Annotated in this window: 24 protein-coding genes; 19 read left to right on the forward strand and 5 right to left on the reverse strand. The window is 54.2% G+C overall.

The window, feature by feature from the left end:
- The first annotated feature begins 17 nt into the window (after nucleotides 1-17).
- The 3 genes from ydgH (at nucleotide 18) to folM (ending at nucleotide 3,291) form a co-directional block, all read left to right on the forward strand.
- A complete protein-coding gene (gene ydgH, locus C3432_RS05675) occupies nucleotides 18-962 on the forward strand; it encodes a DUF1471 family protein YdgH (RefSeq protein ID WP_103775699.1) in 945 nt (314 codons plus the stop codon).
- Nucleotides 963-1,149: 187 nt separating this feature from the next.
- Nucleotides 1,150-2,532 (forward strand): amino acid permease, encoded by a 1,383-nt coding sequence (locus C3432_RS05680; RefSeq protein ID WP_103775700.1) that lies wholly within the window; start codon nucleotides 1,150-1,152, stop codon nucleotides 2,530-2,532.
- Nucleotides 2,533-2,568: 36 nt separating this feature from the next.
- Entirely contained in the window at nucleotides 2,569-3,291 is a 723-nt protein-coding gene (gene folM, locus C3432_RS05685) for a dihydromonapterin reductase (RefSeq protein ID WP_103775701.1), read from the forward strand.
- On the opposite strand, the gene C3432_RS05690 is transcribed toward folM, so the two are convergent.
- The gene (locus tag C3432_RS05690) at nucleotides 3,288-3,623 is read right to left on the reverse strand and encodes a GlpM family protein (RefSeq protein ID WP_103775702.1); all 336 of its coding nucleotides are present in this window, start codon (nucleotides 3,621-3,623) and stop codon (nucleotides 3,288-3,290) included. The genes folM and C3432_RS05690 overlap by 4 nt on opposite strands.
- 126 nt (nucleotides 3,624-3,749) lie before the next feature.
- Between C3432_RS05690 and rstA the strand changes: the two genes are divergently transcribed.
- From rstA to tus, 3 genes are all read left to right on the forward strand, one after another.
- The gene (rstA, locus tag C3432_RS05695) at nucleotides 3,750-4,484 is read left to right on the forward strand and encodes a two-component system response regulator RstA (RefSeq protein WP_103776913.1); all 735 of its coding nucleotides are present in this window, start codon (nucleotides 3,750-3,752) and stop codon (nucleotides 4,482-4,484) included.
- A 23-nt stretch (nucleotides 4,485-4,507) separates the two neighbouring features.
- The gene (gene rstB / locus C3432_RS05700) at nucleotides 4,508-5,809 is read left to right on the forward strand and encodes a two-component system sensor histidine kinase RstB (RefSeq protein ID WP_103775703.1); all 1,302 of its coding nucleotides are present in this window, start codon (nucleotides 4,508-4,510) and stop codon (nucleotides 5,807-5,809) included.
- 74 nt (nucleotides 5,810-5,883) lie between these two features.
- Complete coding sequence (tus, locus tag C3432_RS05705; protein ID WP_103775704.1) at nucleotides 5,884-6,813, forward strand: DNA replication terminus site-binding protein; 930 nt, start codon at nucleotides 5,884-5,886, stop codon at nucleotides 6,811-6,813.
- Here the strand turns inward: tus and fumC are convergent.
- Entirely contained in the window at nucleotides 6,810-8,213 is a 1,404-nt protein-coding gene (gene fumC / locus C3432_RS05710) for a class II fumarate hydratase (protein ID WP_103775705.1), read from the reverse strand. The genes tus and fumC overlap by 4 nt on opposite strands.
- Nucleotides 8,214-8,354: 141 nt before the next feature.
- Entirely contained in the window at nucleotides 8,355-10,001 is a 1,647-nt protein-coding gene (gene fumB, locus C3432_RS05715) for a class I fumarate hydratase (RefSeq protein WP_103775706.1), read from the reverse strand.
- Nucleotides 10,002-10,199: 198 nt separating this feature from the next.
- Between fumB and manA the strand changes: the two genes are divergently transcribed.
- Both manA and C3432_RS05725 read left to right on the forward strand, forming a co-directional pair.
- Nucleotides 10,200-11,375: a mannose-6-phosphate isomerase gene (gene manA, locus C3432_RS05720; RefSeq protein WP_103775707.1), complete on the forward strand. Its 1,176-nt coding sequence runs from the start codon at nucleotides 10,200-10,202 to the stop codon at nucleotides 11,373-11,375.
- Between the two features lie 208 nt (nucleotides 11,376-11,583).
- Nucleotides 11,584-13,092, forward strand: coding sequence for a YdgA family protein (locus C3432_RS05725; protein ID WP_103775708.1), 1,509 nt, complete (start codon nucleotides 11,584-11,586; stop codon nucleotides 13,090-13,092).
- Nucleotides 13,093-13,118: 26 nt separating this feature from the next.
- Here C3432_RS05725 and C3432_RS05730 read toward each other — a convergent pair whose 3' ends face one another.
- Nucleotides 13,119-14,147 carry a Mal regulon transcriptional regulator MalI gene (locus C3432_RS05730; RefSeq protein ID WP_103775709.1) on the reverse strand — a complete coding sequence of 343 codons (1,029 nt, stop codon included), beginning with the start codon at nucleotides 14,145-14,147 and terminating at the stop codon, nucleotides 13,119-13,121.
- 175 nt (nucleotides 14,148-14,322) lie between these two features.
- Here C3432_RS05730 and malX point away from each other — a divergent pair, with 175 nt between their 5' ends.
- From malX to add, 3 genes are all read left to right on the forward strand, one after another.
- Nucleotides 14,323-15,915 carry a PTS maltose transporter subunit IICB gene (gene malX / locus C3432_RS05735; protein WP_103775710.1) on the forward strand — a complete coding sequence of 531 codons (1,593 nt, stop codon included), beginning with the start codon at nucleotides 14,323-14,325 and terminating at the stop codon, nucleotides 15,913-15,915.
- A gap of 10 nt (nucleotides 15,916-15,925) precedes the next feature.
- Nucleotides 15,926-17,098 (forward strand): MalY/PatB family protein, encoded by a 1,173-nt coding sequence (locus C3432_RS05740; protein ID WP_103775711.1) that lies wholly within the window; start codon nucleotides 15,926-15,928, stop codon nucleotides 17,096-17,098.
- Between the two features lie 101 nt (nucleotides 17,099-17,199).
- On the forward strand, nucleotides 17,200-18,201 hold the full coding sequence (add, locus tag C3432_RS05745; protein ID WP_103775712.1) for an adenosine deaminase: 1,002 nt from the start codon (nucleotides 17,200-17,202) through the stop codon (nucleotides 18,199-18,201).
- A 171-nt stretch (nucleotides 18,202-18,372) separates the two neighbouring features.
- Here add and C3432_RS05750 read toward each other — a convergent pair whose 3' ends face one another.
- On the reverse strand, nucleotides 18,373-19,416 hold the full coding sequence (locus C3432_RS05750; RefSeq protein WP_103775713.1) for an oxidoreductase: 1,044 nt from the start codon (nucleotides 19,414-19,416) through the stop codon (nucleotides 18,373-18,375).
- A 405-nt stretch (nucleotides 19,417-19,821) separates the two neighbouring features.
- Here C3432_RS05750 and blr point away from each other — a divergent pair, with 405 nt between their 5' ends.
- From blr to rsxG, 8 genes are all read left to right on the forward strand, one after another.
- Nucleotides 19,822-19,947 (forward strand): division septum protein Blr, encoded by a 126-nt coding sequence (gene blr, locus C3432_RS05755; RefSeq protein WP_103775714.1) that lies wholly within the window; start codon nucleotides 19,822-19,824, stop codon nucleotides 19,945-19,947.
- A 281-nt stretch (nucleotides 19,948-20,228) separates the two neighbouring features.
- Nucleotides 20,229-20,444, forward strand: coding sequence for a transcription modulator YdgT (gene ydgT / locus C3432_RS05760; RefSeq protein WP_103775715.1), 216 nt, complete (start codon nucleotides 20,229-20,231; stop codon nucleotides 20,442-20,444).
- An 83-nt stretch (nucleotides 20,445-20,527) separates the two neighbouring features.
- Nucleotides 20,528-20,968, forward strand: a complete 441-nt coding sequence (locus C3432_RS05765; RefSeq protein WP_103775716.1) for a DUF2569 domain-containing protein — start codon at nucleotides 20,528-20,530, stop codon at nucleotides 20,966-20,968.
- 76 nt (nucleotides 20,969-21,044) lie between these two features.
- Nucleotides 21,045-21,626, forward strand: a complete 582-nt coding sequence (rsxA, locus tag C3432_RS05770; RefSeq protein WP_103776914.1) for an electron transport complex subunit RsxA — start codon at nucleotides 21,045-21,047, stop codon at nucleotides 21,624-21,626.
- Nucleotides 21,626-22,204 carry an electron transport complex subunit RsxB gene (gene rsxB / locus C3432_RS05775; protein ID WP_103775717.1) on the forward strand — a complete coding sequence of 193 codons (579 nt, stop codon included), beginning with the start codon at nucleotides 21,626-21,628 and terminating at the stop codon, nucleotides 22,202-22,204. The genes rsxA and rsxB overlap by 1 nt, the downstream gene beginning before the upstream one ends.
- Complete coding sequence (gene rsxC, locus C3432_RS05780; RefSeq protein WP_103775718.1) at nucleotides 22,197-24,353, forward strand: electron transport complex subunit RsxC; 2,157 nt, start codon at nucleotides 22,197-22,199, stop codon at nucleotides 24,351-24,353. Before rsxB ends, rsxC begins: the two co-directional genes overlap by 8 nt.
- Complete coding sequence (rsxD, locus tag C3432_RS05785; protein WP_103775719.1) at nucleotides 24,354-25,412, forward strand: electron transport complex subunit RsxD; 1,059 nt, start codon at nucleotides 24,354-24,356, stop codon at nucleotides 25,410-25,412.
- 3 nt (nucleotides 25,413-25,415) lie between these two features.
- Nucleotides 25,416-26,036, forward strand: a complete 621-nt coding sequence (gene rsxG / locus C3432_RS05790) for an electron transport complex subunit RsxG (RefSeq protein WP_103775720.1) — start codon at nucleotides 25,416-25,418, stop codon at nucleotides 26,034-26,036.
- The last annotated feature ends 2 nt before the right edge of the window (nucleotides 26,037-26,038 follow it).

A 26,038-nucleotide genomic window follows, 5' to 3' on the forward strand; every position in this document is an offset into this window, starting at 1 on the left:
GGCGAAGGATTATTTTTATGAAGCTTAAGAACACTCTCCTGGCGTCCGCACTTCTTTCTGCGACTGCTTTTTCCGTAAACGCAGCGACAGAATTGACGCCGGAGCAAGCGGCAGCACTGAAACCTTATGACCGCGTGACGGTCACCGGACGTTTTAATGCTATTGGCGATGCGGTTAAAGCCGTCTCTCGCCGTGCAGATAAAGACGGTGCCGCCTCATTTTATGTTGTTGATACATCCGATTTTGGCAACAGTGGTAACTGGCGTGTTGTTGCTGACTTGTATAAAGCCGATGCCGAAAAAGCGGAAGCCACGAAAAATCGCGTCATCAATGGCGTCGTTGAATTACCGAAGGATCAGGCTGTTTTGATTGAACCGTTTGACACCGTGACGGTACAGGGTTTCTTCCGCAGCCAACCGGAAGTGAACGACGCCATCACCAAAGCGGCGAAAGAGAAAGGGGCTTATTCCTTCTATATCGTGCGCCAGGTCGATGCCAACCAGGGCGGCAACCAGCGTATTACTGCATTTATCTACAAAGAAGATGCGAAAAAACGCGTTGTGCAGAGCCCGGATGCCATTCCGGCCGATTCTGATGCGGGTCGTGCGGCGCTGGCAGCCGGCGGAGAAACCGCTAAGAAAGTTGAAATCCCGGGCGTTGCCACCACGGCTTCACCAAGTGCAGACGTCGGTCGCTTCTTCGAAACGCAGTCAACCAAAGGCGGGCGTTACACCGTCACGCTGCCTGACGGCACTAAGGTTGAAGAAGTAAACAAAGCCACTGCGGCGATGATGGTGCCATTTGACAGCATCAAATTCACCGGCAACTACAGCAACATGACTGAGATTTCCTATCAGGTTGCAAAACGTGCTGCGAAGAAAGGCGCTAAGTACTACCACATTACCCGCCAGTGGCAGGAACGTGGTAACAACCTTACCGTCAGCGCAGACCTGTATAAATAAGCAACACGTATAGCAAAATAAGGCGGCTATATGCCGCCTTTAGTATTTTTGGTCACAAATCTTTCCGCGATCGTTGCAAGCAGCCTCTTCTCTCCGTAAAATCCCGCGCCTTGAGTCGCTTTCACCATTTTTATGCGTTTTGTCATAATAATTATTCTCCAACCTTCGTTTTTGTCACTGGATTAGCATGGAAAAGAAACTGGGATTGAGCGCACTTACCGCGCTGGTTTTAAGCTCAATGCTTGGCGCAGGTGTATTCAGTCTGCCGCAGAACATGGCCGCCGTTGCAAGTCCGGCAGCCTTACTGATTGGCTGGACCATAACCGGTGCAGGCATACTGTTACTGGCTTTCGCTATGCTGATCCTGACGCGCATTCGCCCGGAGCTGGATGGTGGGATTTTTACCTATGCCCGCGAGGGTTTTGGCGAGCTCATCGGCTTTTGCTCCGCCTGGGGCTACTGGCTGTGCGCGGTGATTGCCAACGTCTCTTACCTGGTTATCGTCTTTTCAGCCCTGAGTTTCTTTACTGACACGCCTGAACTGCGCCTGTTTGGCGACGGAAATACGTGGCAGTCGATCGTTGGCGCATCGGTTCTGCTGTGGGTCGTGCATTTTCTGGTTCTGCGTGGGGTGCAGACCGCGGCCAGCATTAACCTTGTGGCGACGCTGGCAAAACTGCTGCCGCTCGGCCTGTTTATCGTGCTGGCCATGATGGCGTTTAAACTCGATATCTTTAGCCTGGATTTCACCGGTATCGAGCTGGGCGTCCCCGTCTGGGAACAGGTCAAAAACACCATGCTGATTACGCTGTGGGTATTTATCGGCGTGGAGGGTGCGGTAGTGGTTTCTGCCCGCGCCAAAAACAAGCATGACGTTGGACGTGCCACGCTGCTGGCAGTCATCGCGGCGCTGGGTGTGTATCTGCTGGTCACCCTGCTCTCGCTGGGCGTACTTGCCCGTCCGGAACTGGCCGGGATCCGTAACCCCTCGATGGCCGGACTGATGGTGAAAATGATGGGCCCCTGGGGCGAAATCATCATTGCCGCAGGGCTGATTGTTTCTGTCTGTGGGGCGTATTTGAGCTGGACTATCATGGCAGCAGAGGTTCCGTTTCTCGCTTCCACGCATAAAGCATTTCCGCGCATTTTCGCCCGGCAGAACGCGCAGGGGGCGCCGTCCTCCTCTCTTTGGCTGACAAACATCTGCGTACAGGTCTGCCTGGTCCTTATCTGGCTTACCGGTTCGGATTACAACACGCTACTGACCATTGCCTCAGAGATGATTCTGGTACCCTATTTCCTGGTTGGCGCGTTTTTGTTGAAAATCGCAACCCGCCCTCTCCACCAGGCGGTGGGTGTCGGAGCATGTATTTATGGCTTATGGTTATTGTATGCGTCTGGTCCAATGCACCTGCTGCTTTCCGTTGTACTGTATGCACCCGGGCTGCTGGTGTTCCTGTACGCACGCAAAACACATACGCATGATAATGTACTGAACCGGCGCGAAATGGTGCTGATTGGTTTGTTATTGGTTGCCGCCGTACCGGCGACCTGGATGTTGGTGGGATAACCGTTATCCCATCGTTTGGCTCTGAAGGAGATTACGATGAATAACAACCGCCCTCTGCCAATCCTCATCACCGGTGGTGGCCGTCGCATCGGCCTCGCCATTGCATGGCACTTGATTAACCAAAAGCAGCCGGTAATTGTCAGCTATCGCACGCATTACCCCGCAATTGACGGTTTGACCCGTGCGGGCGCGCTCTGCATTCAGGCTGATTTTTCATCGGACGACGGTATTCTGGCCTTCGCCGATAAGGTCAAGGAGAGCACCCACGGCCTGCGCGCGATAATCCATAACGCCAGCGCATGGATGGCAGAAAAACCCGGAACCCCGCTCTCTGACGTTCTGGCCTGCATGATGCAAGTCCATGTGAATGCCCCTTATCTGCTTAACCATGCGCTGGAGAGTATGCTGCGTGGTCACGGACATGCGGCGAGCGATATCATCCACTTCACCGACTACGTGGTCGAAAAAGGCAGCGATAAGCATATTGCCTATGCCGCCAGCAAAGCCGCGCTGGACAACATGACCCGCTCGTTTGCCCGCAAGCTGGCTCCGGAGGTAAAGGTTAACGCCATCGCGCCCTCTCTCATTCTGTTTAATGAGGGTGATGACGCCGGGTACCGCCAGAAGGCGCTGAATAAATCACTCATGAAAACCGCGCCCGGCGAAAAAGAGATAATCGATCTCATCGACTATCTTCTCACCAGCTGTTTTGTGACGGGGCGCAGTTTCGCCGTAGACGGCGGTCGTCATCTGCGTTAGTGCAGCTTGATCCAGCAGAAAATCAGCAGCCACGCGCTCAGCCCCCAGCAGATAACCGACCCGCCGAGCGCGACAGGTAGCCGCATGAAACCGGTGAAATACCACAGCGAAACGAGATAAACAAAATAGGGAATGATCGACCACATACTGAATACGATGGTCGTGCGCAGCGCTTCGATTCCTCGCTCACTGGCCACAATATAGTGGGCAATAAGCGCGAACGTCGGGAAAAGCGGAATTAATCCTGCGATATAATAGTTCTTTGTTTTTGCCAGCAAACCAATCAATACCACGACCAGTGCACCCAGGGCCGCCTTAATCACAAGTCCCATCACTTTGCCTTAACACCTTAATAACAATAACCTGTAGCATAACGGAAGCGCCCTCGTTTAGAAAAGAGTAATGGCAGGGAAAACGGCGGCGGTGTATGTTGACGTTTTGTATTTGTAATGAATGATATGAACACCATCGTATTTGTAGAAGACGATCCGGAAGTCGGCTCGCTGATTGCCGCTTATCTGGCAAAGCATGACATTGAGGTTATCGTGGAACCCCGCGGTGACATGGCTGAAGAGGCCATTTTGCGCGTCCGGCCGGACCTGGTATTGCTCGACATAATGCTTCCCGGTAAAGATGGCATGACCATTTGCCGTGATTTACAAGGTAAATGGCAGGGACCGATTGTGCTGCTCACGTCGCTGGATAGCGATATGAACCACATCCTGGCGCTGGAAATGGGGGCGTGTGATTACATTCTGAAAACCACCCCGCCCGCCGTGCTGCTGGCTCGCCTGCGTCTGCACCTCCGCCAGAGCGAACAATCGACACAAACCAAAGGCATCCAGGAGAGCACCGCCACACCGCACAAAACGTTGCGCTTTGGTGCGCTGAATGTTGATCCGGTCAATCGTACCGTGATGCTCTCCGGCAAAGAAATCTCGCTTTCCACCGCAGACTTTGAACTGCTCTGGGAGCTCGCCACCCATGCCGGACAAATTATGGATCGTGATGCCCTGTTAAAAAACCTGCGCGGCGTCAGCTATGATGGTATGGATCGCAGCGTGGATGTCGCTATTTCACGCCTGCGCAAAAAACTGCTTGATAACGCAACCGAACCTTACCGAATCAAAACGGTGCGCAATAAAGGCTATCTGTTCGCCCCACACGCATGGGATGATGAAGATAAGATTTAACTGAATCCGTTTCGGGTGAGTGAATGAAAAAGCTGTTTGTGCAGTTTTATCTCCTGCTGTTTGTCTGTTTTCTGGTCATGACCCTGCTGGTTGGTCTGGTGTACAAATTTACCGCAGAGCGCGCAGGCAGGCAGTCACTCGATGATTTGATGAAAAGTTCGCTCTATCTGATGCGTAGCGAATTACGTGAAATCCCGCCTCGTGACTGGGGGAAAACGTTGAAAGAGATGGATCTGAATCTCTCTTTTGACCTCCGCGTAGAGCCGCTGAATAAATACACGCTGGATGCGCAAACCATGCAGCGATTGCGGGAAGGCGATATCGTTGCCCTTGACGATCAGTACACTTTTATTCAACGCATTCCACGCAGTCATTACGTACTGGCTGTAGGCCCGGTTCCCTATCTCTATTTTCTCCACCAGATGCGTCTGCTGGATGTTTCGCTGATGGCATTTATCGCCATCTCCCTCGCCTTTCCGGTATTTATCTGGATGCGGCCCCACTGGCAAGAAATGCTCAGACTGGAAGCGGCTGCCCAGCGATTTGGCGAGGGCCATTTGACTGAGCGACTGCATTTTGACAACGGCTCCAGTTTTGAACGTCTCGGCATCGCATTTAATCAGATGGCGGATAACATTAACGCGCTCATTGCCAGCAAAAAGCAGCTGATTGATGGTATTGCCCATGAGCTGCGCACGCCGCTGGTACGTCTTCGTTACCGACTGGAAATGAGTGACAACCTCACCGAACAGGAGTCGCTGGGGCTGAACCGGGACATCGGCCAACTTGAGGGACTGATTGAAGAGTTGCTGACCTACGCACGGCTCGATCGCCCGCAAAATGAGCTGCATCTTAGCGAACCGGATCTTCCGGCATGGCTGACAGCGCATATAGAAGATGTACAGAGCGTGACCCCGGAGAAAACGGTCACCCTCCATCCGCTTACCGTGGGCAATTACGGCGCGCTGGATATGCGACTGATGGAACGCGTCCTGGATAATCTCCTCAATAACGCACTGCGTTACTGCCATTCAACCGTGCAGGTCAGCCTGTTGCTTGACGGTAACCGTGCAACGCTGGTTGTCGATGATGATGGTCCGGGTATTGAACCCGACGCCAGGGAGAAGGTATTTGAGCCTTTTGTGCGTCTCGATCCCAGTCGCGATCGCGCCACGGGCGGCTGTGGGCTGGGCCTTGCCATCGTCCATTCTATCGCTCAGGCGATGGGCGGCACGGTCATGTGCAGCGAGAGCGAGTCTGGCGGCGCACGCTTCAGCTTTAGCTGGCCACTCTGGCATCATATTCCGCAATTTTCCCCTGCCTGACCGCTATCGCACAGTAGTCAGATGCGGTGGAATGTGCTATACAACGAGTATGTTGTAACTAATATGGTGAACATATGGCGCGTTACGATCTCGTCGACCGACTCAATGGTACTTTTCGCCAGATGGAACAGGCGCTGGCGGCTCTGACAGAAAACCTTGAGCAACAGCCCATGCTTATTGCCCGGGTCTTCTCTTTGCCGGAGGTTAGCAAAGAGGATGAGCATAGCCCACTGGACAATATCGCGGTTAAGCAACATCTGGGGGAAGATGCCAGGACGCTGGCATTACGCCACTATCGTCACCTGTTTATCCAACAGCAGTCAGAAAACCGCAGCAGCAAAGCCGCCGTTCGCCTGCCTGGCGTGCTGTGCTTCCAGGTTGATCGTGCCAGTATGGCCGCGCTGGAGAATCAGGTACAGCAGATCAATCGGCTCAAAACCACCTTCGAGCATATTGTTGCTGTCGAGTCCGGATTAGCCTCCGCTGCGCGTTTCGAATGGGTGCATCGCCATCTGCCGGGGCTAATCACGCTTAATGCTTATCGCACGCTGACGGTGATTCACGATCCGGCAACGCTGCGTTTTGGCTGGGCAAACAAGCATTTTATCAAAAACTTACATCGTGATGAGGTGCTCGCACAGCTTAAAAAAAGCCTGACAACCCCGCGCAGCGTGCATCCATGGACGCGGGAAGAGTGGCAGGCAAAGCTGGAGCGCGAATATCAGGACATTGCCGCCCTGCCGCAGCAGGCCCGCCTGAAAATAAAACGTCCGGTGAAAGTCCAGCCGATTGCCCGCGTCTGGTACAAAGGGCAGCAGAAACAGGTGCAACACGCCTGCCCGACTCCGCTTATCGCGTTAATCAACAGCGATAACGGCGCAAACGTGCCAGATATTGGGGAACTGCTTAACTACAACGCCGAAAATGTCCAGCACCGTTATAAGCCTCAGGCGCAGCCATTGAGGCTAATTATTCCCCGGCTGCACCTGTATGTTGCGGATTAGCGTCCTGACTTCATGCTGCCGACCATCTGTTCCGGACGCACCCAGCTGTCGAATTCAGCGTCTGTCAGATAGCCAAGCGCCAGGGCAGAAGCTTTCAGCGTCAGCCCCTCTTTGTGCGCTTTTTTGGCGATTTCTGCCGCTTTATCGTAGCCAATGTGCGTGTTGAGTGCGGTCACCAGCATCAGCGATTCATTGAGCAATTGGTTGATCCGCTCGCGGTTCGGCTCAATGCCCGACGCACAGTGCTCATTAAAACTCTCCATGCCATCGGCCAGCAGACGAACAGATTGCAGAAAATTGTGGATCACCATCGGACGATAGACGTTCAGTTCGAAATTACCCGACGCCCCGCCCATATTAATCGCCACGTCATTCCCCATCACCTGACAGCAGAGCATGGTCACGGCTTCACACTGGGTCGGGTTGACTTTTCCGGGCATAATCGAGCTGCCAGGCTCATTTTCCGGGATCGCAATCTCGCCAATCCCGCAGCGCGGCCCCGAGGCCAGCCAGCGAACGTCGTTGGCAATCTTCATTAGCGATGCCGCCAGCCCTTTCAGCGCACCATGCGCGTGTACCAGCGCATCACAGGTCGCCAGCGCTTCAAACTTGTTCGGCGCGGTCACAAATGGCGCACGGGTGATTGCCGCCAGCTCATCCGCTACCCGGCGGGCATATTCAGGATGGGTATTCAGCCCGGTTCCTACAGCAGTCCCTCCCAGAGCCAGTTCCGCCACATGCTGCAGGCTGTTTTCAATGTGTCTGAGGTTGTGCCCGAGCATCGCCACCCAGCCGGAAATCTCCTGCCCGAGCGTAAGCGGGGTGGCATCCTGCAGGTGCGTACGACCAATTTTGACGATATCCGCAAACGCGTGGGATTTCTCACTGAGCGTTTGGGTTAACACTTTCAGCTGAGGGATAAGCTGGATACGCAGTGCCTGCAACGCGGCAACGTGCATCGCTGTCGGGAAAACGTCATTGGAGCTTTGACTTTTATTTACGTCATCATTGGGATGCACTTTGCGATCCATGCCGCGGACGCCGCCGAGCAGTTCACTTGCACGATTTGCCAGCACTTCGTTCATATTCATATTGCTTTGGGTGCCCGACCCTGTCTGCCAGATAGCCAACGGGAATTCATCGGGATGTTGATCTGCCAGCACTTCATCTGCGGCCCGCATAATGGCAGAGGCTTTCTCCTCCGTCAGCAGTCCCAGATCCGCGTTTACCTTTGCTGCTGCACGCTTGGTCAGCGCCAGCGCATGGATCAGTGAAACGGGCATTTTCTCCGTAGAGATACGAAAATGCTCCAGCGAGCGCTGAGTTTGCGCGCCCCATAGCTTGTCAGCCGGGACATCAATTGCGCCCATCGAATCTTTCTCACGGCGTACCGTTTCCATTACCTGCTCCTTATTCAACTTTTTGATTAGGTTATGTTTCGACATTGCCACCTGCCTGCGGTCTTATGAGTATCAACGATGGCAGGACAACCATTTGGTTGTTTGTGCGGTAAAAAAAACCGCCCCGAAGGGCGGCTGACGTTATTTAACGCAGCGTGCGCACTGCGACGTCTGAATCTGCTGGAAGAAGTCGTTACCTTTATCGTCAACGAGAATAAAGGCCGGGAAATCTTCCACTTCAATCTTCCAGATTGCCTCCATTCCCAGCTCGGGGTACTCCACACACTCAAGACTCTTGATACTCCCCTGCGCCAGCACGGCTGCGGGTCCCCCAATGCTGCCCAGATAGAAGCCACCGTGTTTATGGCAGGCATCGGTCACCTGCTGGCTGCGGTTGCCTTTTGCCAGCATAATCATGCTTCCCCCCTCAGACTGAAGCTGATCGACGTACGAATCCATACGTCCGGCAGTCGTCGGCCCCAGCGATCCCGAGGCATATCCTTCCGGCGTTTTTGCCGGACCGGCGTAATAGATCGGGTGATCTTTCACATACTGTGGCAGCCCTTCACCGTTATCCATGCGCTCTTTGAGTCTGGCGTGCGCAATATCGCGTCCCACGATAATGGTGCCGTTCAGTGACAGACGTGTAGAGACCGGATACTGCGAGAGCTGTGCGAGGATCTCTTTCATCGGTCGGTTGAGATCCACGCGCACCGCCTCACCCTCACCGGCTTTACGCAGTGCTTCCGGGATATATTTACCCGGATTATGTTCCAGCCGCTCGATCCAGATACCTTTTCGATTAATCTTCGCTTTGATGTTGCGATCCGCAGAGCAGGAAACCCCCATCCCGACTGGACAGGACGCGCCATGCCGCGGCAGGCGGATCACCCGGATATCGTGAGCAAAATATTTGCCGCCGAACTGCGCGCCTAATCCCAGATTCTGCGCTTCAGTCAGCAGCTCTTTTTCCAGTTCTACGTCGCGGAAGGCCTGACCATGTTCGTTGCCCACGGTGGGCAGCTCATCATAATATTTCGCCGAAGCCAGCTTGACGGTTTTCAGCGTTGCTTCAGCCGACGTGCCGCCGATAACGAAGGCGATATGGTACGGTGGGCAAGCCGCCGTCCCCAGGGTGCGCATCTTCTCCACCAGATAATTTTTCAGTTTGCCTGGCGTTAACAGCGCCTTAGTTTCCTGGTACAGATAGGTTTTGTTGGCAGAGCCGCCCCCTTTTGCGATACACAGAAATTTGTATTCGTCGCCATCCACGGTATAGAGATCGATCTGCGCGGGCAGGTTGGTGCCGGTATTGACCTCCTGGTACATATCCAGCGCCGCGTTTTGCGAATAGCGCAGGTTATCTTCGATATAGGTGTCATAGACACCGCGGGCCAGCGCAGCCTCGTCGCCACCGCCGGTCCACACGCGCTGACCTTTCTTACCCACGATGATTGCCGTGCCGGTATCCTGACAGGTTGGCAGAATCCCCTTTGCGGCAATGTCAGAGTTTCGCAGGAATTGCAGCGCCACGTACTTATCGTTTTCGCTGGCATCGGGGTCATGCAGGATATCGGCAACCTGCTGCTGATGCGCGGGGCGCAGCATAAAGGACGCGTCATGGAATGCCTGATGGGCGAGGAGCGTGAGCGCTTCCGGAGCGACTTTGAGGATCTCCTGCCCTTCAAACTCAGTGACACGGACGTGCTCACTGGTCAGTAAATAGTATTCGGTATCATCCTTTTGGAGGGGAAAAGGATCCTGATAATAAAAGGGTTTATTTGACATTGTTCTCTCACTTACTGCTCGGTCTGGTTATTTTCTGGGCCGATGTCCCGATGCCCTGTAAAAAGCGAGTTACACTATCCTACACAATTTTTTAACAAAAACTGAGACTAGTACGACTTTTTGCACGCAGAGGTTACTTCCCGCGGGTTTCTTGCTTTAATACCCGGATAAATCTCCACATTGAAACAGGGCTTGATAATGCAAAAACTCATCAACTCAGTGCAAAACTACGCCTGGGGAAGTAAAACTGCGTTAACGGAACTCTATGGCATCGCAAATCCGCAGCAGTTACCAATGGCTGAGCTGTGGATGGGCGCGCATCCGAAAAGCAGTTCGCAGATAGCAGACGCCAACGGTCAGACCGTCTCGCTACGTGAGGTGATTGACCACGATAAACCCGCGCTGCTTGGCGATGCTGTCGCCAGGCGTTTCGGCGAACTGCCGTTCCTGTTCAAAGTCCTGTGTGCCGCTCAGCCGCTCTCCATCCAGGTTCATCCGAATAAACGCAATTCGGAAATCGGTTTTGCCAAAGAGAATGCGGCAGGTATTCCGATGGACGCTGCGCAACGCAATTACAAAGATCCTAACCACAAGCCGGAACTGGTCTTTGCCCTGACCCCGTTCCTCGCCATGAACGCGTTTCGTGAGTTCTCAGAGATCGTCTCTTTGCTGCAACCCGTCTCCGGCGCACATACCGCAATCGCCCACTTCCTGCAGGACCCGAATGGCGAACGCCTCAGCCAGCTGTTTGCCAGCCTGCTGAATATGCAAGGGGAAGAGAAATCCCGCGCGCTGGCGGTACTGAAAGCCGCACTGAACAGCCAGCAGGGTGAACCCTGGCAAACTATCCGCGTGATTTCCGAGTTTTACCCGGATGACAGCGGCCTCTTCTCTCCGCTGTTGCTGAACGTGGTGAAGCTGAATCCAGGCGAAGCGATGTTCCTGTTTGCTGAAACGCCCCATGCTTATCTTCAGGGTGTGGCGCTGGAGGTAATGGCAAATTCCGATAACGTTCTGCGTGCCGGATTGACGCCAAAATATATCGACATCCCGGAGCTGGTTGCCAACGTGAAGTTCGAAGCGAAGCCCGCAAATCAACTGCTGACCACGCCGGTGAAAAAGGGTGCGGAGCTGGACTTCCCTATCCCGGTCGACGATTTCGCGTTCTCTTTGCATGACCTCTCGAACGAGGAAACAACGGTTAGCCAGTCAAGCGCGGCAATTCTGTTCTGTGTTGAAGGTGAAGCCCGGTTGCGTAAAGGCGAACAGAAGCTGGTGCTTAAACCCGGTGAATCGGCGTTTATCAGCGCCGATGAATCCCCAATCAGCGTCAGCGGCGTCGGACGTTTGGCCCGCGTTTACAACAAGCTTTAACAAGATACTGAATTTTATAACAACACTTGCTAAGCTTATAGACTCTCAATAATTCGAGTTGCGGGAAGGCGGCGACGCAGGGGCGAGGCCCAGGGATGGGCCGGGTAACAAAGCCAGCGCATCTGCAATTTGAAGTATGACGAGTATAGAAGGCTTATGACTTTGCCTGGCGGTTGCTCCGCCTGGTTTCATTTTATGGACAAACAACATGAAAAAATCGCTGGTAGCTGCGAGTGTGGTAATTGCGCTCGGTATCGTCTGGACAGGCGGCGCCTGGTACACAGGTAAGAAACTGGAAACCCATCTTGCTGAGATGGTAAAGCAGGCAAACGAACAGATTAAGCTCACCGCCCCTGAAGCTAACGTGGAGCTGAGCTATCAGGACTATCAGCGTGGCGTCTTCAGCAGCCAGTTGCAGTTAGTGCTCAAGCCCATCGCCGGGAAAGAAAATCCGTGGCTGAAAGCGGGTCAGAGCGTGGTCTTCAACGAATCGGTCGATCATGGCCCCTTCCCATTCGCCCAGTTGAAATCGTTTAACCTTGTGCCGTCGATGGCCTCGGTGAAAACCACACTGGCCAATAATGAAGTGAGCAAGCCGCTGTTTGATCTGGCCAAAGGCGAAACGCCTTTTGAAATCAACTCACGCATTGGTTACAGCGGCGACAGCCGTTCTGCCATCTCTTTAAAACCGCTGAATTACGAAAAAGAGGCGGAAAAAGTCGCCTTTAGCGGCGGTGAATTTATCCTCAATGCCGATAAGGATGGAAAGAGCATCTCACTTTCCGGTGAAGCACAAAGTGGTCTGATTGATGCCGTTAACGAATATAATCAAAAGGTTCAGATCACCTTTAATAACCTCAAAACCGATGGTTCCAGCACGCTGGCAAGCTTTGGTGAACGCGTCGGCGATCAAAAGCTGTCGCTGGAAAAACTAACGATTTCCGTCGAAGGCAAAGAGCTGGCGTTGCTGGAAGGCATGGAAATTACCGGAAAATCCGATCTCGTCAATGACGGTAAAACCATCAACAGCCAACTGGACTACACCCTGAACAGCCTGAAGGTGCAAAACCAGGATCTGGGTAGCGGTAAACTGACGCTGAAAGTTGGCCAGATTGACGGGGCAGCCTTCCATCAGTTCAGCCAGCAGTACAATGCGCAAACCCGGGCGCTGATGACACAACCGGATATAACGGAGAACCCGGAGCTCTATCAACAGAAAGTGACTGAGGCATTCTTCGGTGCGCTGCCGCTACTGCTGAAAGGCGAGCCGGTGATTACCCTCGCGCCGCTGAGCTGGAAAAATGCCAAAGGCGAAACGGCGCTTAATGTATCGCTGTTTCTGAAAGATCCGGCAACGAATAAAGAGGAGCCGCAAACGCTGGCGCAGGAAGTTGATCGTTCGGTGAAATCACTGGACGGGAAGCTGACTATCCCGGTGGATATGGCGGTCGAATTCATGACCCAGATTGCGAAACTGGAAGGCTACCAGCAGGATGAAGCGGCCAAACTGGCCAATCAGCAGGTGAAAGGTCTGGCGGCGATGGGACAGATGTTCCGCATCACCACCCTGGAAGACAACACGATTGCGACAAGTTTGCAGTACGCCAACGGTCAGGTGACGTTGAATGGTCAGCAAATGCCTCTGGATGAATTTGTCGGCATGTTTGGTATGCCGTCACTCCCGATGCCGGATGCGCCAGTAATGCCGCAGCCGTAATCACCATAACCCCCTCGCTGAGGGGGTTATTTTTGCACCACCAGTCGGGCCGAAATAGCCTGACTACGCAAATGACTCTCATCGTGCCCTATCCGCTGTAGCATCCGTTCCGCCAGGGTATAGCCGATTTCGCGCGCCGGCGTGCTGGCCCAGATAATGGGCAGGTCGTCGAGCGCGGATTCCGCCACATCGGCAAAAGCGGCCAACGAAATCTGTTGTTCAAAGTAGCGATCGACACCCGTTTCTCCACTCTGACGCCCCGCTCTCAGCAAGCCAAACCAGGCCCCCATCGCAATGGTTTCGTTGTAACACACCACCGCGCTGATGGTTGGATTATGGCGCAGCAAAGCGGTGATCGCTTCTGCTGCCAGCTTCTGGCTGGAAGCACACTCGATCACCCAATCACTATGAAAAGGTAAACCAAATTTGAGTAATGTCGCGCAGTAGCCGCCCACACGTTCAGCGCGGGTCAGGGACGAACTCTGTCCACCCAGCCAGGCAATCCGTTGATGCCCGTGACGAATAAGATGTTCCGTCAATAATTGCGCTGCCTGCATGTTGTCAGGCCGAACGGTGTCAACCTCATCAAGATAACTGGCGCGCGAAGCGAACACCACGGGGATCCCTTGGTCCTCCGCCAGTAAACGCAATGCGTCACTGCTTCCGGCCGCTCCCGCAATCACTACGCCATCCACGCCCTGGTTGAGCAACATCGAAAACCGCTGCGTCAGCTGTTCACCATCCTGTCCGCCATGCAGCAAAAAGACCATTCTGCCCTGCGTTTCCAGCGCCTCCGTCAACCCGGCAGTCAGTTCGGCATAAAACGGCGAAGATAAATCGCGCACGATAAGCCCAATCACCCTGCTCTGCCCACCGCGCAGCGCTGACGCCTGGCGATTACGCACAAAGCCCAGCTGCTCTATTGCCGCATTGACCCGTTCTCCGGTTGCCGTTGAGATCCGGCCTTTGCCGCTCAGTACCAGTGACACCGTACTGACAGACACACCCGCAGCCAACGCAACGTCATGGATCGTTATTTTTTTGGCTGTAGCCATGGAAACAAAAAACTCCCTGATAACGTGACGGATAAAACGTTTTATCAATCACTTATATTTATACGCCGAATTATCGTTCCATAATGTGATCCGCACCGCACTAAAATGAGGTAAAACGTTTTATCTTCTCTCTCAAATTACTGATTACGGATTTCTCTTCATAAGGAGTCGTTAGATGACGGCGAAAACAACACAAAAAATCACGCTGTGGGAATTCTTCCAGCAGTTAGGTAAAACCTTCATGCTGCCCGTGGCACTGCTTTCGTTTTGCGGGATCATGCTGGGAATTGGTAGCTCCCTGAGTAGCCACGACGTTCTCACCCTCCTTCCGGCGCTGGGTAACCCCGTGCTGCAGGCCATTTTTACCTGGATGAGCAAAGTCGGCTCCTTCGCTTTTAGCTTCCTGCCTGTCATGTTCTGTATCGCCATTCCTCTTGGACTGGCGCGCGAAAACAAAGGCGTCGCCGCTTTCGCAGGCTTTGTCGGCTATGCGGTAATGAACCTGGCCGTTAACTTCTGGTTAACGGCGAAAGGTATTCTTCCCACCACCGACGCAGCCATTCTGAAAGCCAATAACGTGCAAAGCGTTCTGGGGATCCAGTCCATTGACACCGGGATCCTCGGCGCAGTTATTGCCGGTATTATTGTCTGGATGCTGCACGAGCGTTTCCACAATATCCGTCTGCCGGATGCGCTGGCCTTCTTTGGCGGTACCCGTTTTGTACCTATTGTCTCCTCCGTGGTGATGGGTCTGGTTGGTCTGGTTATTCCGCTGGTATGGCCGGTATTTGCCATGGGGATCAGTGGTCTGGGTCATATGATCAATAGCGCAGGTGATTTCGGTCCGATGCTGTTCGGTACCGGCGAACGTCTGCTGCTGCCGTTTGGTTTGCACCATATTCTGGTTGCGCTGATCCGCTTTACTGATGCCGGTGGTACCCAGGAAGTCTGTGGGCATACGGTAAGCGGCGCCTTAACCATTTTCCAGGCGCAGCTGAGCTGCCCGACCACCCAGGGCTTCTCTGAAACCGCTACCCGCTTCCTCTCTCAGGGGAAAATGCCTGCCTTCCTCGGCGGCTTACCCGGTGCGGCGTTAGCGATGTACCACTGTGCCCGTCCGGAGAATCGTCACAAGATTAAGGGCCTGCTGATTTCTGGTCTGATCGCCTGCGTCGTCGGCGGCACCACGGAACCGCTGGAGTTCCTGTTCCTGTTCGTCGCCCCGGTTCTGTATGTTATCCATGCTCTGCTGACCGGTCTGGGCTTCACCGCAATGTCTGTTCTTGGCGTCACCATCGGAAACACCGACGGTAACATCATCGATTTTGTGGTCTTCGGCATCCTGCACGGTCTGTCCACGAAGTGGTATCTGGTACCCGTCGTTGCGGCTATCTGGTTCGCGGTCTACTACGTTATCTTCCGCTTCGCTATCACCCGCTTTAATCTGAAAACCCCGGGGCGCGATGTCGAAGTTGCCAGCTCCATCGAAAAAGCGGTTGCCGGTACTCCGGGTAAATCGGGTTACAACGTTCCGGCAATCCTGGCCGCACTGGGTGGCGCTGATAACATCGTCAGTCTGGATAACTGCATCACGCGTCTGCGTCTGTCAGTTAAAGATATGTCACTTGTTAATGTGCAGGCGCTGAAGGACAATCGCGCGATTGGCGTTGTACAACTGAATCAGCATAACCTGCAGGTGGTTATTGGTCCGCAAGTGCAGTCCGTGAAGGATGAAATGGCAGGTCTGATGAACACCGTTGAGGCATAAGGACAAGAGTATGTTCGATTTTTCAAAGGTTGTGGACAGACACGGTACGTGGTGTACCCAGTGGGATTATGTCGCTGACCGCTTTGGTACGGCAGACCTGCTGCCGTTCACCATTTCAGATATGGATTTTGCCACTGCCCCATGCATTCTTGAGGCGCTGAATCAGCGCCTGAATCACGGTGTGCTGGGCTACAGCCGCTGGAAGAACGATGAATTCCTGGGTGCTGTCGCCCACTGGTTTGCCTCCCGCCATAACACCATGATTGACGCAGAGTCGCTGGTATACGGCCCTTCCGTGATCTATATGGTTTCAGAACTTATTCGCCAGTGGTCCTCGGTTGGCGATGGTGTGGTGGTGCATACTCCGGCATACGATGCGTTTTATAAAGCTATTGAGGGTAACCAGCGCACCGTTCGGCCCGTTGCCCTGGACAAACGGGCTGACGGCTGGCACTGCGATATGGCGAAACTGGAAGCCGAACTGGCCCGTGCGGACAGTAAGATTCTGCTGCTGTGCAGCCCGCAAAACCCAACCGGTAAGGTCTGGACTCGCCAGGAGCTGGAGACGATGGCCGCGCTTTGCGAGCGTCACGGCGTGCGGGTTATTTCCGATGAAATTCACATGGATATGGTGTGGGGTGATCTACCGCATATTCCCTGGAGCAACGTCGCGCGCGGTCACTGGGCGTTGCTCACCTCCGGTTCAAAGAGCTTCAACATTCCTGCGCTGACCGGTGCGTATGGCTTGATTGAAGATGAAGCCAGCCGGAATAGCTATCTGGGGGCGCTGAAAGGACGCGACGGATTATCCTCTCCCGCCGTGCTCGCGCTGACCGCCCATATCGCGGCCTACGAGCAAGGCGCGCCGTGGCTGGACGCATTGCGCGATTACCTCCGGGAAAATATGCGTTATACCGCGGATGCCCTTAACAGCGCGTTCCCGGAACTGAACTGGCAGGTTCCACAATCCACATATCTTGCCTGGCTTGATCTGCGGACGCTGAATATTGACGACAACGCGTTGCAGGAGACGCTGATCCAGCAGGAGAAAGTCGCCATTATGCCGGGGTATACCTACGGAGAGGAAGGCCGTGGTTTCGTACGGCTCAACGCCGGTTGCCCGCGTGCCAAGCTTGAAAAAGGCGTTAACGGGCTCATTAACGCCATCCGTTCGATACGTTAATACAGGTTGCGCAATGATTAATTTCATTGCGCAACATAGCTTTTATCCCTGTTTTGTTTTTATAATGGTGCGCACTTTTATATTAAAAAAAGAGTGCGACCATGATTGATATCTCCCTTCCGTTAACTGACATTCACCGCCATCTTGATGGCAATATTCGAGCCCAGACAATTCTGGATCTTGGCCGCCAGTTCAATTTACCCCTCCCCGCGCAGACTCTTGAAACGCTCATCCCCCATGTTCAGGTTACGGCCACTGAACCCGATCTGGTGAGTTTTCTCTCCAAGCTGGACTGGGGAGTCAAAGTGTTAGCCTCACTGGATGCCTGCCGTCGCGTGGCATATGAGAATATTGAAGATGCGGCGCGCAATGGCCTGCATTATGTCGAACTGCGCTTTTCGCCAGGCTATATGGCCATGACCCACCAGTTGCCGATCGCGGGCGTCGTGGAGGCCGTGATTACTGGCGTGCGTGAAGGCTGTCAGGCTTTTGGCGTCGAAGCGCGCTTAATCGGGATTATGAGCCGCACCTTCGGCGAAGCCGCCTGCCTGCAGGAACTGGACGCATTGCTGGCACACCGTGACCAGATTACCGCTCTCGATCTCGCCGGCGACGAACTGGGCTTTCCTGGTAGCCTGTTCCTTTCTCACTTCAACCGCGCGCGCGATGCGGGCTGGCATATTACCGTTCATGCGGGCGAAGCCGCCGGACCGGAAAGCATCTGGCAGGCTATCCGCGAGCTGGGTGCTGAGCGTATTGGACACGGCGTGAAAGCGGTAGAAGATCGGGCGCTGATGGACTTCCTGGCGGAACAGCGTATCGGAATTGAATCCTGCCTGACGTCAAATATTCAGACCAGTACCGTACCTTCACTGGATGTGCATCCTCTGAAAATCTTCCTTGAGCATGGCGTTCTTGCCAGCCTGAATACCGACGATCCGGCGGTCCAGGGCGTAGATATCATTCATGAGTATAATATTGCGGCACCGGCGGCAGGATTAACCCGCCAACAGATTCGCCAGGCGCAGATCAACGGACTGGAAATCGCCTTCCTGAGCGATCGCGAAAAACGGGCGCTACGTGAGAAAGTTGCCGCGGCGTAATGCAATGAGCCGCTCCCGGGAGCGGCCCAGATGACTGACAGGCATCGCGCCTGTTTTGCCGGATGACGTCGCTTGCGGCTTATCCGGCCAGGGAAATCACTGTTTTCAGCATATAATGCAATTCACCGTGTCCCTGAAAAGCCTGCGCCATCGGGCATTTCAGTTTTTAGCTCAGGAGGCAAGGCACAGCGTCGCGCGGTGTTTCGCCGATTCAATACCCAGTTCAATAAGCTCCATAATTTGAATCGCCTGACTTGCCGGTACCGGATTTTCTCCGTTGCCGTTGAGCGCATCCCGGATCCCGGCGTAGTAGGCCGGATAATTTCCTGGTACGGTCAGTAACGTCTCTTCCACCCGTTCTTCGCCTTCCACGCGCGTTAAAACACCATCGCGCATGTCATAGCCCCAGTCCTCCTGCGGCAGGCGTTCCCCATTTTTCAGTCGTTCTTCCTGCGGGTCGAGCCCATATTTCACATAGCTGCCACGTGAACCATGAACAATGTAACGCGCAGATTCCGCAGCGGCCAGCATCGTGCCGTGCAGCACAATCCGGCGCTGGGGATAGGCGAGAATGGCGTGGAAGTAATCGGTTGACTGCGCGCCTGGACGCAGCTGCGCTAAATCCACCGTCATACTGACTGGCAAGCCAAACAGGTTAATCGCCTGGTCAAGCAGATGCGGCGCGAGATCGTACCAGATGCCGCTGCCAGGCCCACCCTGTTCCCGCCAGCGATCGCGAACCTGCGGACGAAAGCGGTCGAAGTGAGACTCAAAATACGCCACCTCGCCAAGCTTACCCTCGGCAAGTAATCCTTTAAGCGTCAGGAAATCACTGTCCCAGCGGCGATTATGGAATACCGAAAGCACGCGTCCCAGCGTTCTCGCCAGCGCATCCAGTTCGCGGGCTTGTGACAGTGTCACGGTGAAAGGTTTATCAACCACCACGTGCTTACCCGCTTCCAGCGCGGCCTTTGCCAGCGGGAAGTGCGTGTCATTCGGTGTGGGGATAACGATCAGGTCGATATCAGGAGCGTTAAAAAGGTGCTTAGGTTCAGAGACAACCTTCACAGAAGGCCAGTCCGTCTTCACCTTTGTTTCGTCACTGCTGGAGACAGCGGCCAGTTCCATACCTGGCGTCCCCACAATTAAGGGCGCATGGAAAGTTTTGCTGGCATAACCGTAACCAATTAGTCCTACCCGGATGTTGTCACTCATGTCTTTGCCTCTCGTTGCAGTCTGCAAACCATTTCACACCATCAACAAACAAGTCACAATAGTTTAATCCCCTGCCGGCGACTCAGCGTACGCACTGCCCAGCTTCAAAATGGCAAGCAAAATAGCCTAATGGGTCAGGCTCTAAGTCAACTAAATGCCACTTTTTCCGGGTTTTAGGTAAAAAAATCCCCGAAATCGTTCCCGTTGGACTTGCCGTCTTATTTATTGCTCAGTAACATTTACGCTCTGTGTTTATACTCTAAATAATTCGGGTTGCAGGACAAAACGGCGTGGTCGTTTTGAACAGCGCTTGCGCTGGCCCCGAAGGGGTGATGCCAGGGAAACCAGCACCTGTAACTTGAAGTATGACGAGTATATGGATAAATCAAAGAAAAGACGTCAGTGATGAACCGTATTATTGAGCTAACAGGTTGGGTTGTACTTGCAGTATCCGTCGTTCTTTTGGGTGTGGCCAACCACATCGACAATTATCAGCCGCCGGAGCCAACGGCCTCAGTGCAAAAGAAATAAGCCTTATGGCTTAAAAGGACAGGTTTAAACATCGGAATTTTTCAGAAAAAGCATACAATTTTATCTGAAAAAGACAAATCCGCCAGATCCTTAGCTTTCGCCTGTTGCCAGTGTCGATGAAGCGCGCTAACCTTTCCTCAGGCGTTGTCTGACGCCTGTATTATTACGTAAGAACTCTCTCATTTTGCCATTACTTACTGTCAAATTTTGCCAGTAAAATTAAGGTATTTTTTAAGTTCATAACTCCGTTAATATTATTTCGATACCATGGATCCCTGTTTATGACCGTTCAGGATTATTTATTAAAATTTCGCAAAATCAATTCACTCGAAAGTCTGGAAAAACTCTTTGACCACCTGCACTACTCTCTGACCGACGACAGCGACATTATCAATATGTACCGCGCCGCAGACCATCGGCGTGCGGAGCTGGTCTCTGGTGGCCGTTTGTTTAATATTGGGCAGGTTCCTAAGTCTGTCTGGCACTATGTCCAATAAAGGCAGTAGCGATCAACATTAAAATCTTTATAATAATTGCCCCAAAAAGAAGAGTGTATCTGTAAGCTAATTCAGGAGAACATATGACCGTAACACCAGCAGAGCGCATTGGAGGCTGGTTGCTTGGCCCGTTAGCCTGGCTGTTAGTCGCATTCTTGAGCGCCTCTTTGGCATTATTCCTGTATGCCACTGCACTCGCTACACCGCAGACACTCAGAACGCTCGGAGAACAAAGTACGGGCAATCTTCTCTTGTGGGGCGTCTCCTTTATCACTGCGATCGCGATGTGGTATTACACTCTGTGGCTGACTATCGCTTTCTTTAAACGCAGACGCTGCGTCCCTAAACACTATGTTATCTGGCTACTGGTGTCGGTGCTGCTGGCCGTTAAAGCGTTCGCCTTTTCCCCTGTACCGGATGCGTTGGCCGTACGCCAGCTGCTGTTTCCACTACTGGCCGCTGCGCTGATGGTGCCCTATTTCAAACGCTCAGCGCGCGTAAAATCGACGTTTGTGAACCCGTAATAACCTTACAGTTAACCTGTTGTCGCCTGCTGCATATTGACAGATAATGGGCGGCTTTTTTATTTCAGGCCGAAAAATGACTGATTACTTGCTACTGTTTGTCGGGACTGTACTGGTCAATAACTTTGTACTGGTTAAGTTTCTGGGCCTCTGTCCGTTTATGGGGGTTTCCAAAAAGCTAGAAACCGCAATGGGGATGGGGCTCGCGACGACTTTTGTTATGACGCTCGCATCTGTCTGCGCCTGGCTGATTGATACCTGGATCCTGATCCCGCTCGATCTCGTTTACCTCCGTACGCTGGCCTTTATTCTGGTCATTGCCGTGGTGGTACAATTTACAGAAATGGTAGTACGTAAAACCAGCCCCGCGCTTTATCGCCTGCTGGGTATTTTTTTACCGCTGATTACGACTAACTGTGCGGTACTGGGCGTGGCGTTGTTAAACATCAATCTCGGCCATAATTTTTTGCAGTCGGCGCTTTACGGCTTTTCTGCCGCCGTCGGCTTCTCGCTGGTAATGGTACTGTTCGCCGCTATTCGTGAACGCCTCGCGGTGGCAGATGTTCCAGCCCCCTTCCGCGGTAATGCGATTGCGCTGATTACCGCAGGTTTAATGTCTCTGGCCTTTATGGGCTTTAGTGGTTTGGTGAAGTTGTAATGAACGCTATCTGGATTGCCGTTGCCGCCGTGAGCCTGCTGGGTCTGGCGTTTGGCGCCATTCTGGGTTATGCCTCCCGCCGTTTCGCGGTTGAAGATGATCCGGTTGTTGAGAAGATTGACGAAATTCTGCCGCAGAGCCAGTGTGGGCAATGCGGTTATCCTGGCTGTCGCCCTTACGCCGAGGCCATCGGCAGCCAGGGTGAAAAAATAAATCGCTGTGCGCCGGGCGGTGAAGCCGTGATGCTCAAAATTGCGGAATTACTGAACGTCGAACCGCAGCCCATTGATGGCGATGAACAGGATGTGACCCCCATCCGCATGCTGGCAGTAATTGATGAAAACAACTGCATTGGCTGCACGAAATGTATTCAGGCGTGTCCGGTCGATGCCATCGTCGGCGCGACGAGAGCGATGCACACGGTGATGAGCGATCTCTGTACCGGCTGTAACCTGTGCGTGGATCCCTGCCCGACCGGATGCATTGAATTGCGTCCGGTCGCCGAGACACCCGACAGTTGGAAGTGGGATTTGAACACTATCCCCGTTCGCATCATTCCCGTGGAACAACATGCTTAAGCTATTCTCTGCCTTCAGAAAAAATAAGATTTGGGATTTTAACGGCGGGATTCATCCGCCGGAAATGAAATCCCAGTCAAACGGAACGCCGCTGCGTCAGGTGCCGCTGGCGACCCGTTTTGTTATTCCACTTAAGCAGCACATCGGCGCTGAGGGTGAGCTGTGCGTCAGCGTCGGCGAGCACGTTTTGCGTGGCCAACCGCTCACCCGTGGACGCGGTCGAATGCTGCCGGTTCATGCTCCCACTTCTGGCACCATTACCGCCATCGCCCCCCATTCCACGGCGCATCCGTCTGCTTTAGCTGAACTGAGCGTCATTCTTGATGCGGATGGAGAGGACCGGTGGATTGAGCGTGATGGCTGGGCCGATTATCGCAGCCACAGCCGCGAAGAGTTGATTACCCGTATTCATCAGTCTGGCGTGGCCGGACTGGGCGGCGCCGGTTTTCCAACCGGCGTCAAATTGCAAGGCGGTAGCGACAAGATTGAAACGCTGATCGTCAACGCCGCAGAGTGTGAACCGTATATCACCGCAGATGACCGTCTGATGCAGGACTGCGCCGCGCAGATCGTCGAGGGAATTCGCATCCTTGGGCATATCCTGCAACCACGTGAAATCCTGATCGGTATTGAAGATAACAAACCGCAGGCAATTTCAATGCTGCGCGCCATCCTGGCCGATTCTCACGATATTTCGCTGCGGGTGATCCCCACCAAATACCCTTCCGGCGGGGCAAAACAGCTTACCCAAATCCTGACGGGCAAGCAGGTGCCGCACGGCGGTCGTTCATCGGATATTGGCGTCCTGATGCAAAACGTTGGCACTGCGTATGCCGTGAAACGCGCAGTGATTGACGGCGAACCCATTACCGAACGTGTCGTCACCCTCACCGGTGAGGCCATCGCCCGGCCAGGTAATGTCTGGGCCAGACTGGGGACGCCAGTGCGCCATCTGCTCAACGATGCAGGGTTTTGTCCTTCCGCCGATCAGATGGTGATCATGGGCGGCCCGCTGATGGGCTTTACCCTGCCCTGGCTGGACGTGCCGGTGGTGAAGATAACCAACTGTTTGCTGGCCCCCTCAGCCAGCGAAATGGGGGAGCCACAGGAAGAAAAAGGCTGTATTCGCTGTAGCGCCTGTGCCGATGCCTGCCCGGCGGATCTTTTACCGCAGCAACTGTACTGGTTCAGTAAAGGCCAGCAGCATGACAAAGCGATCGCGCACAATATCGCGGATTGCATTGAATGTGGCGCCTGTGCCTGGGTTTGCCCCAGCAATATTCCACTGGTGCAGTATTTCCGTCAGGAAAAAGCAGAGATTTATGCTATCAGCCAGGAAGAAAAACGCGCAGCAGAAGCGAAAGCACGTTTTGAAGCACGTCAGGCTCGTCTCGAACGGGAAAAAGCAGCGCGTCTTGAAAGACACAAAAGCGCCGCCGCCCAGCCTGCCGCCAAAGATCACGATGCCATCGCCGCTGCGCTGGCTCGCGTAAAAGAGAAACAGGCACAAACGCTTCAGCCAGTGGTGATTACGGCCGGAGCGAAACCGGATAACAGTGCGGTTATTGCCGCCCGCGAGGCGCGTAAAGCCCAGGCGCGGGCAAAACAAGCTGAAACGCAGTCGGTGAGTGAGTCCGTCGATCCGCGCAAGGCCGCGGTAGAGGCCGCTATCGCCCGCGCCAAAGCGCGTAAGCAGGAACCGCAGGCACCCGCCGAAATCGCTGAACCCGTCGATCCGCGCAAGGCCGCGGTAGAGGCCGCTATCGCCCGCGCCAAAGCGCGCAAGCAGGAACAGCAGTCACCCGCCGAAACCGCTGAACCCGTCGATCCGCGCAAGGCCGCGGTAGAAGCCGCTATCGCCCGCGCCAAAGCGCGCAAACAGGAACCGCAGGCACCCGCCGAAACCGCTGAACCCGTCGATCCGCGCAAGGCCGCGGTAGAAGCCGCTATCGCCCGCGCCAAAGCGCGCAAGCAGGAGCAGCAGGCATCCGCCGAAACCGCTGAACCCGTCGATCCGCGCAAGCAGGAGCAGCAGGCACCCGCCGAAACCGCTGAACCTGTCGATCCGCACAAGGCCGCGGTCGCTGCGGCGATTGCACGTGCGCAGGCTAAAAAAGCAGCCCGACAGCAGGTTGTAAACGAGGATTAAATGGTATTCAGAATCGCAAGCTCCCCTTATACCCATAACCAGCGTCAGACATCACGCATTATGCTTCTGGTGTTAATTGCCGCGTTGCCCGGCATTGCCGCGCAGCTGTGGTTCTTCGGCTGGGGGACGCTGGTGCAGATCGTGCTGGCTGGCGTCAGTGCCGTTCTGGCGGAAGCCGCCGTGCTAAGGCTGCGTAAGCAGTCAGTCGTCGCTATTTTAAAAGATAACTCAGCGCTCCTTACCGGACTGTTACTCGCGGTGAGTATTCCGCCGCTGGCTCCATGGTGGATGGTGGTGCTGGGCAGCGTCTTCGCCGTAATCATTGCCAAACAGTTGTACGGCGGGCTGGGGCAAAATCCGTTCAACCCGGCCATGATTGGCTATGTGGTACTGCTGATCTCTTTCCCGGTGCAAATGACGAGCTGGCTACCTCCGCATGAAATCGCCGCAACTCCCCCGGATCTGTTTGATGTGTTGCAGGTGATCTTCACCGGGCACACCGCTGGCGGTGGCGATATAAACACTCTGCGGATGGGTATTGATGGCATAAGCCAGGCGACGCCACTTGATACCTTTAAAACCTCACTTCATGCAGGCCACTCTGTTGAGCAGATCATGCAATACCCGATCTACAGCGGCGTACTGGCAGGTGCCGGATGGCAGTGGGTAAACCTGGCGTGGCTGGTCGGCGGGATATGGCTGCTGTGGGTGAAAGCGATTCGCTGGCATATCCCGTTCAGTTTTCTGCTGTCGCTGGCAGTCTGCGCGACGCTGGGCTGGCTGTTCTCTCCGCAATCGCTGGCGTCTCCACAGATCCACCTGCTTTCCGGGGCAACGATGCTCGGTGCATTCTTTATTTTGACCGATCCGGTGACCGCCTCAACAACCCATCGCGGTCGTCTGATTTTCGGTGCTCTGGCGGGCCTGCTCGTCTGGCTGATCCGCAGCTTCGGCGGCTACCCGGATGGTGTGGCATTTGCCGTTCTACTGGCTAATATCACGGTTCCCCTGATTGACTATTACACGCGTCCTCGGGTGTACGGACACCGGAAGGGATAAACCATGCTGAAAACCATTCGTAAACACGGTATCACGCTGGCACTGTTTGCGGCAGGCTCCACTGGGTTGACCGCCGCTATCAATTTGATGACCAAAACCACTATTGCTGAGCAGGCCGCGATACAGCAAAAAGCATTGTTCGATCAGGTTCTGCCGGCCGATCGTTATAACAATCAGCTCCAGAACAGCTGCTACTGGGTTAATGCGCCAGAGCTGGGTAAAGGCGAACATCGCGTTTATATTGCCGAACGGGACGGCATACCGGTTGCGGCGGTGCTGGAAGCGACGGCCCCGGACGGTTATTCCGGGGCGATCCAGCTGCTGGTCGGTGCCGATTTCAGCGGCACCATCTTAGGCACCCGCGTAACGGAGCACCACGAAACGCCAGGGCTGGGTGATAAAATCGAACTGCGGCTATCGGACTGGATAACCCACTTTAGCGGTAAAAAAATCAGTGGTGAAAGTGACGACCACTGGGCGGTGAAGAAAGACGGTGGCGATTTCGATCAGTTTACCGGTGCGACCATCACCCCCCGCGCCGTGGTCAACGCGGTTAAACGCGCGGGCCTGTATGCGCAGACATTACCGGCGCAGCTTCCCCAACTTGCCGTCTGTGGAGAATAACC

The sequence above is a fragment of the Citrobacter amalonaticus genome, assembly GCF_002918555.1.
Classification (GTDB): domain Bacteria; phylum Pseudomonadota; class Gammaproteobacteria; order Enterobacterales; family Enterobacteriaceae; genus Citrobacter_C; species Citrobacter_C amalonaticus_A.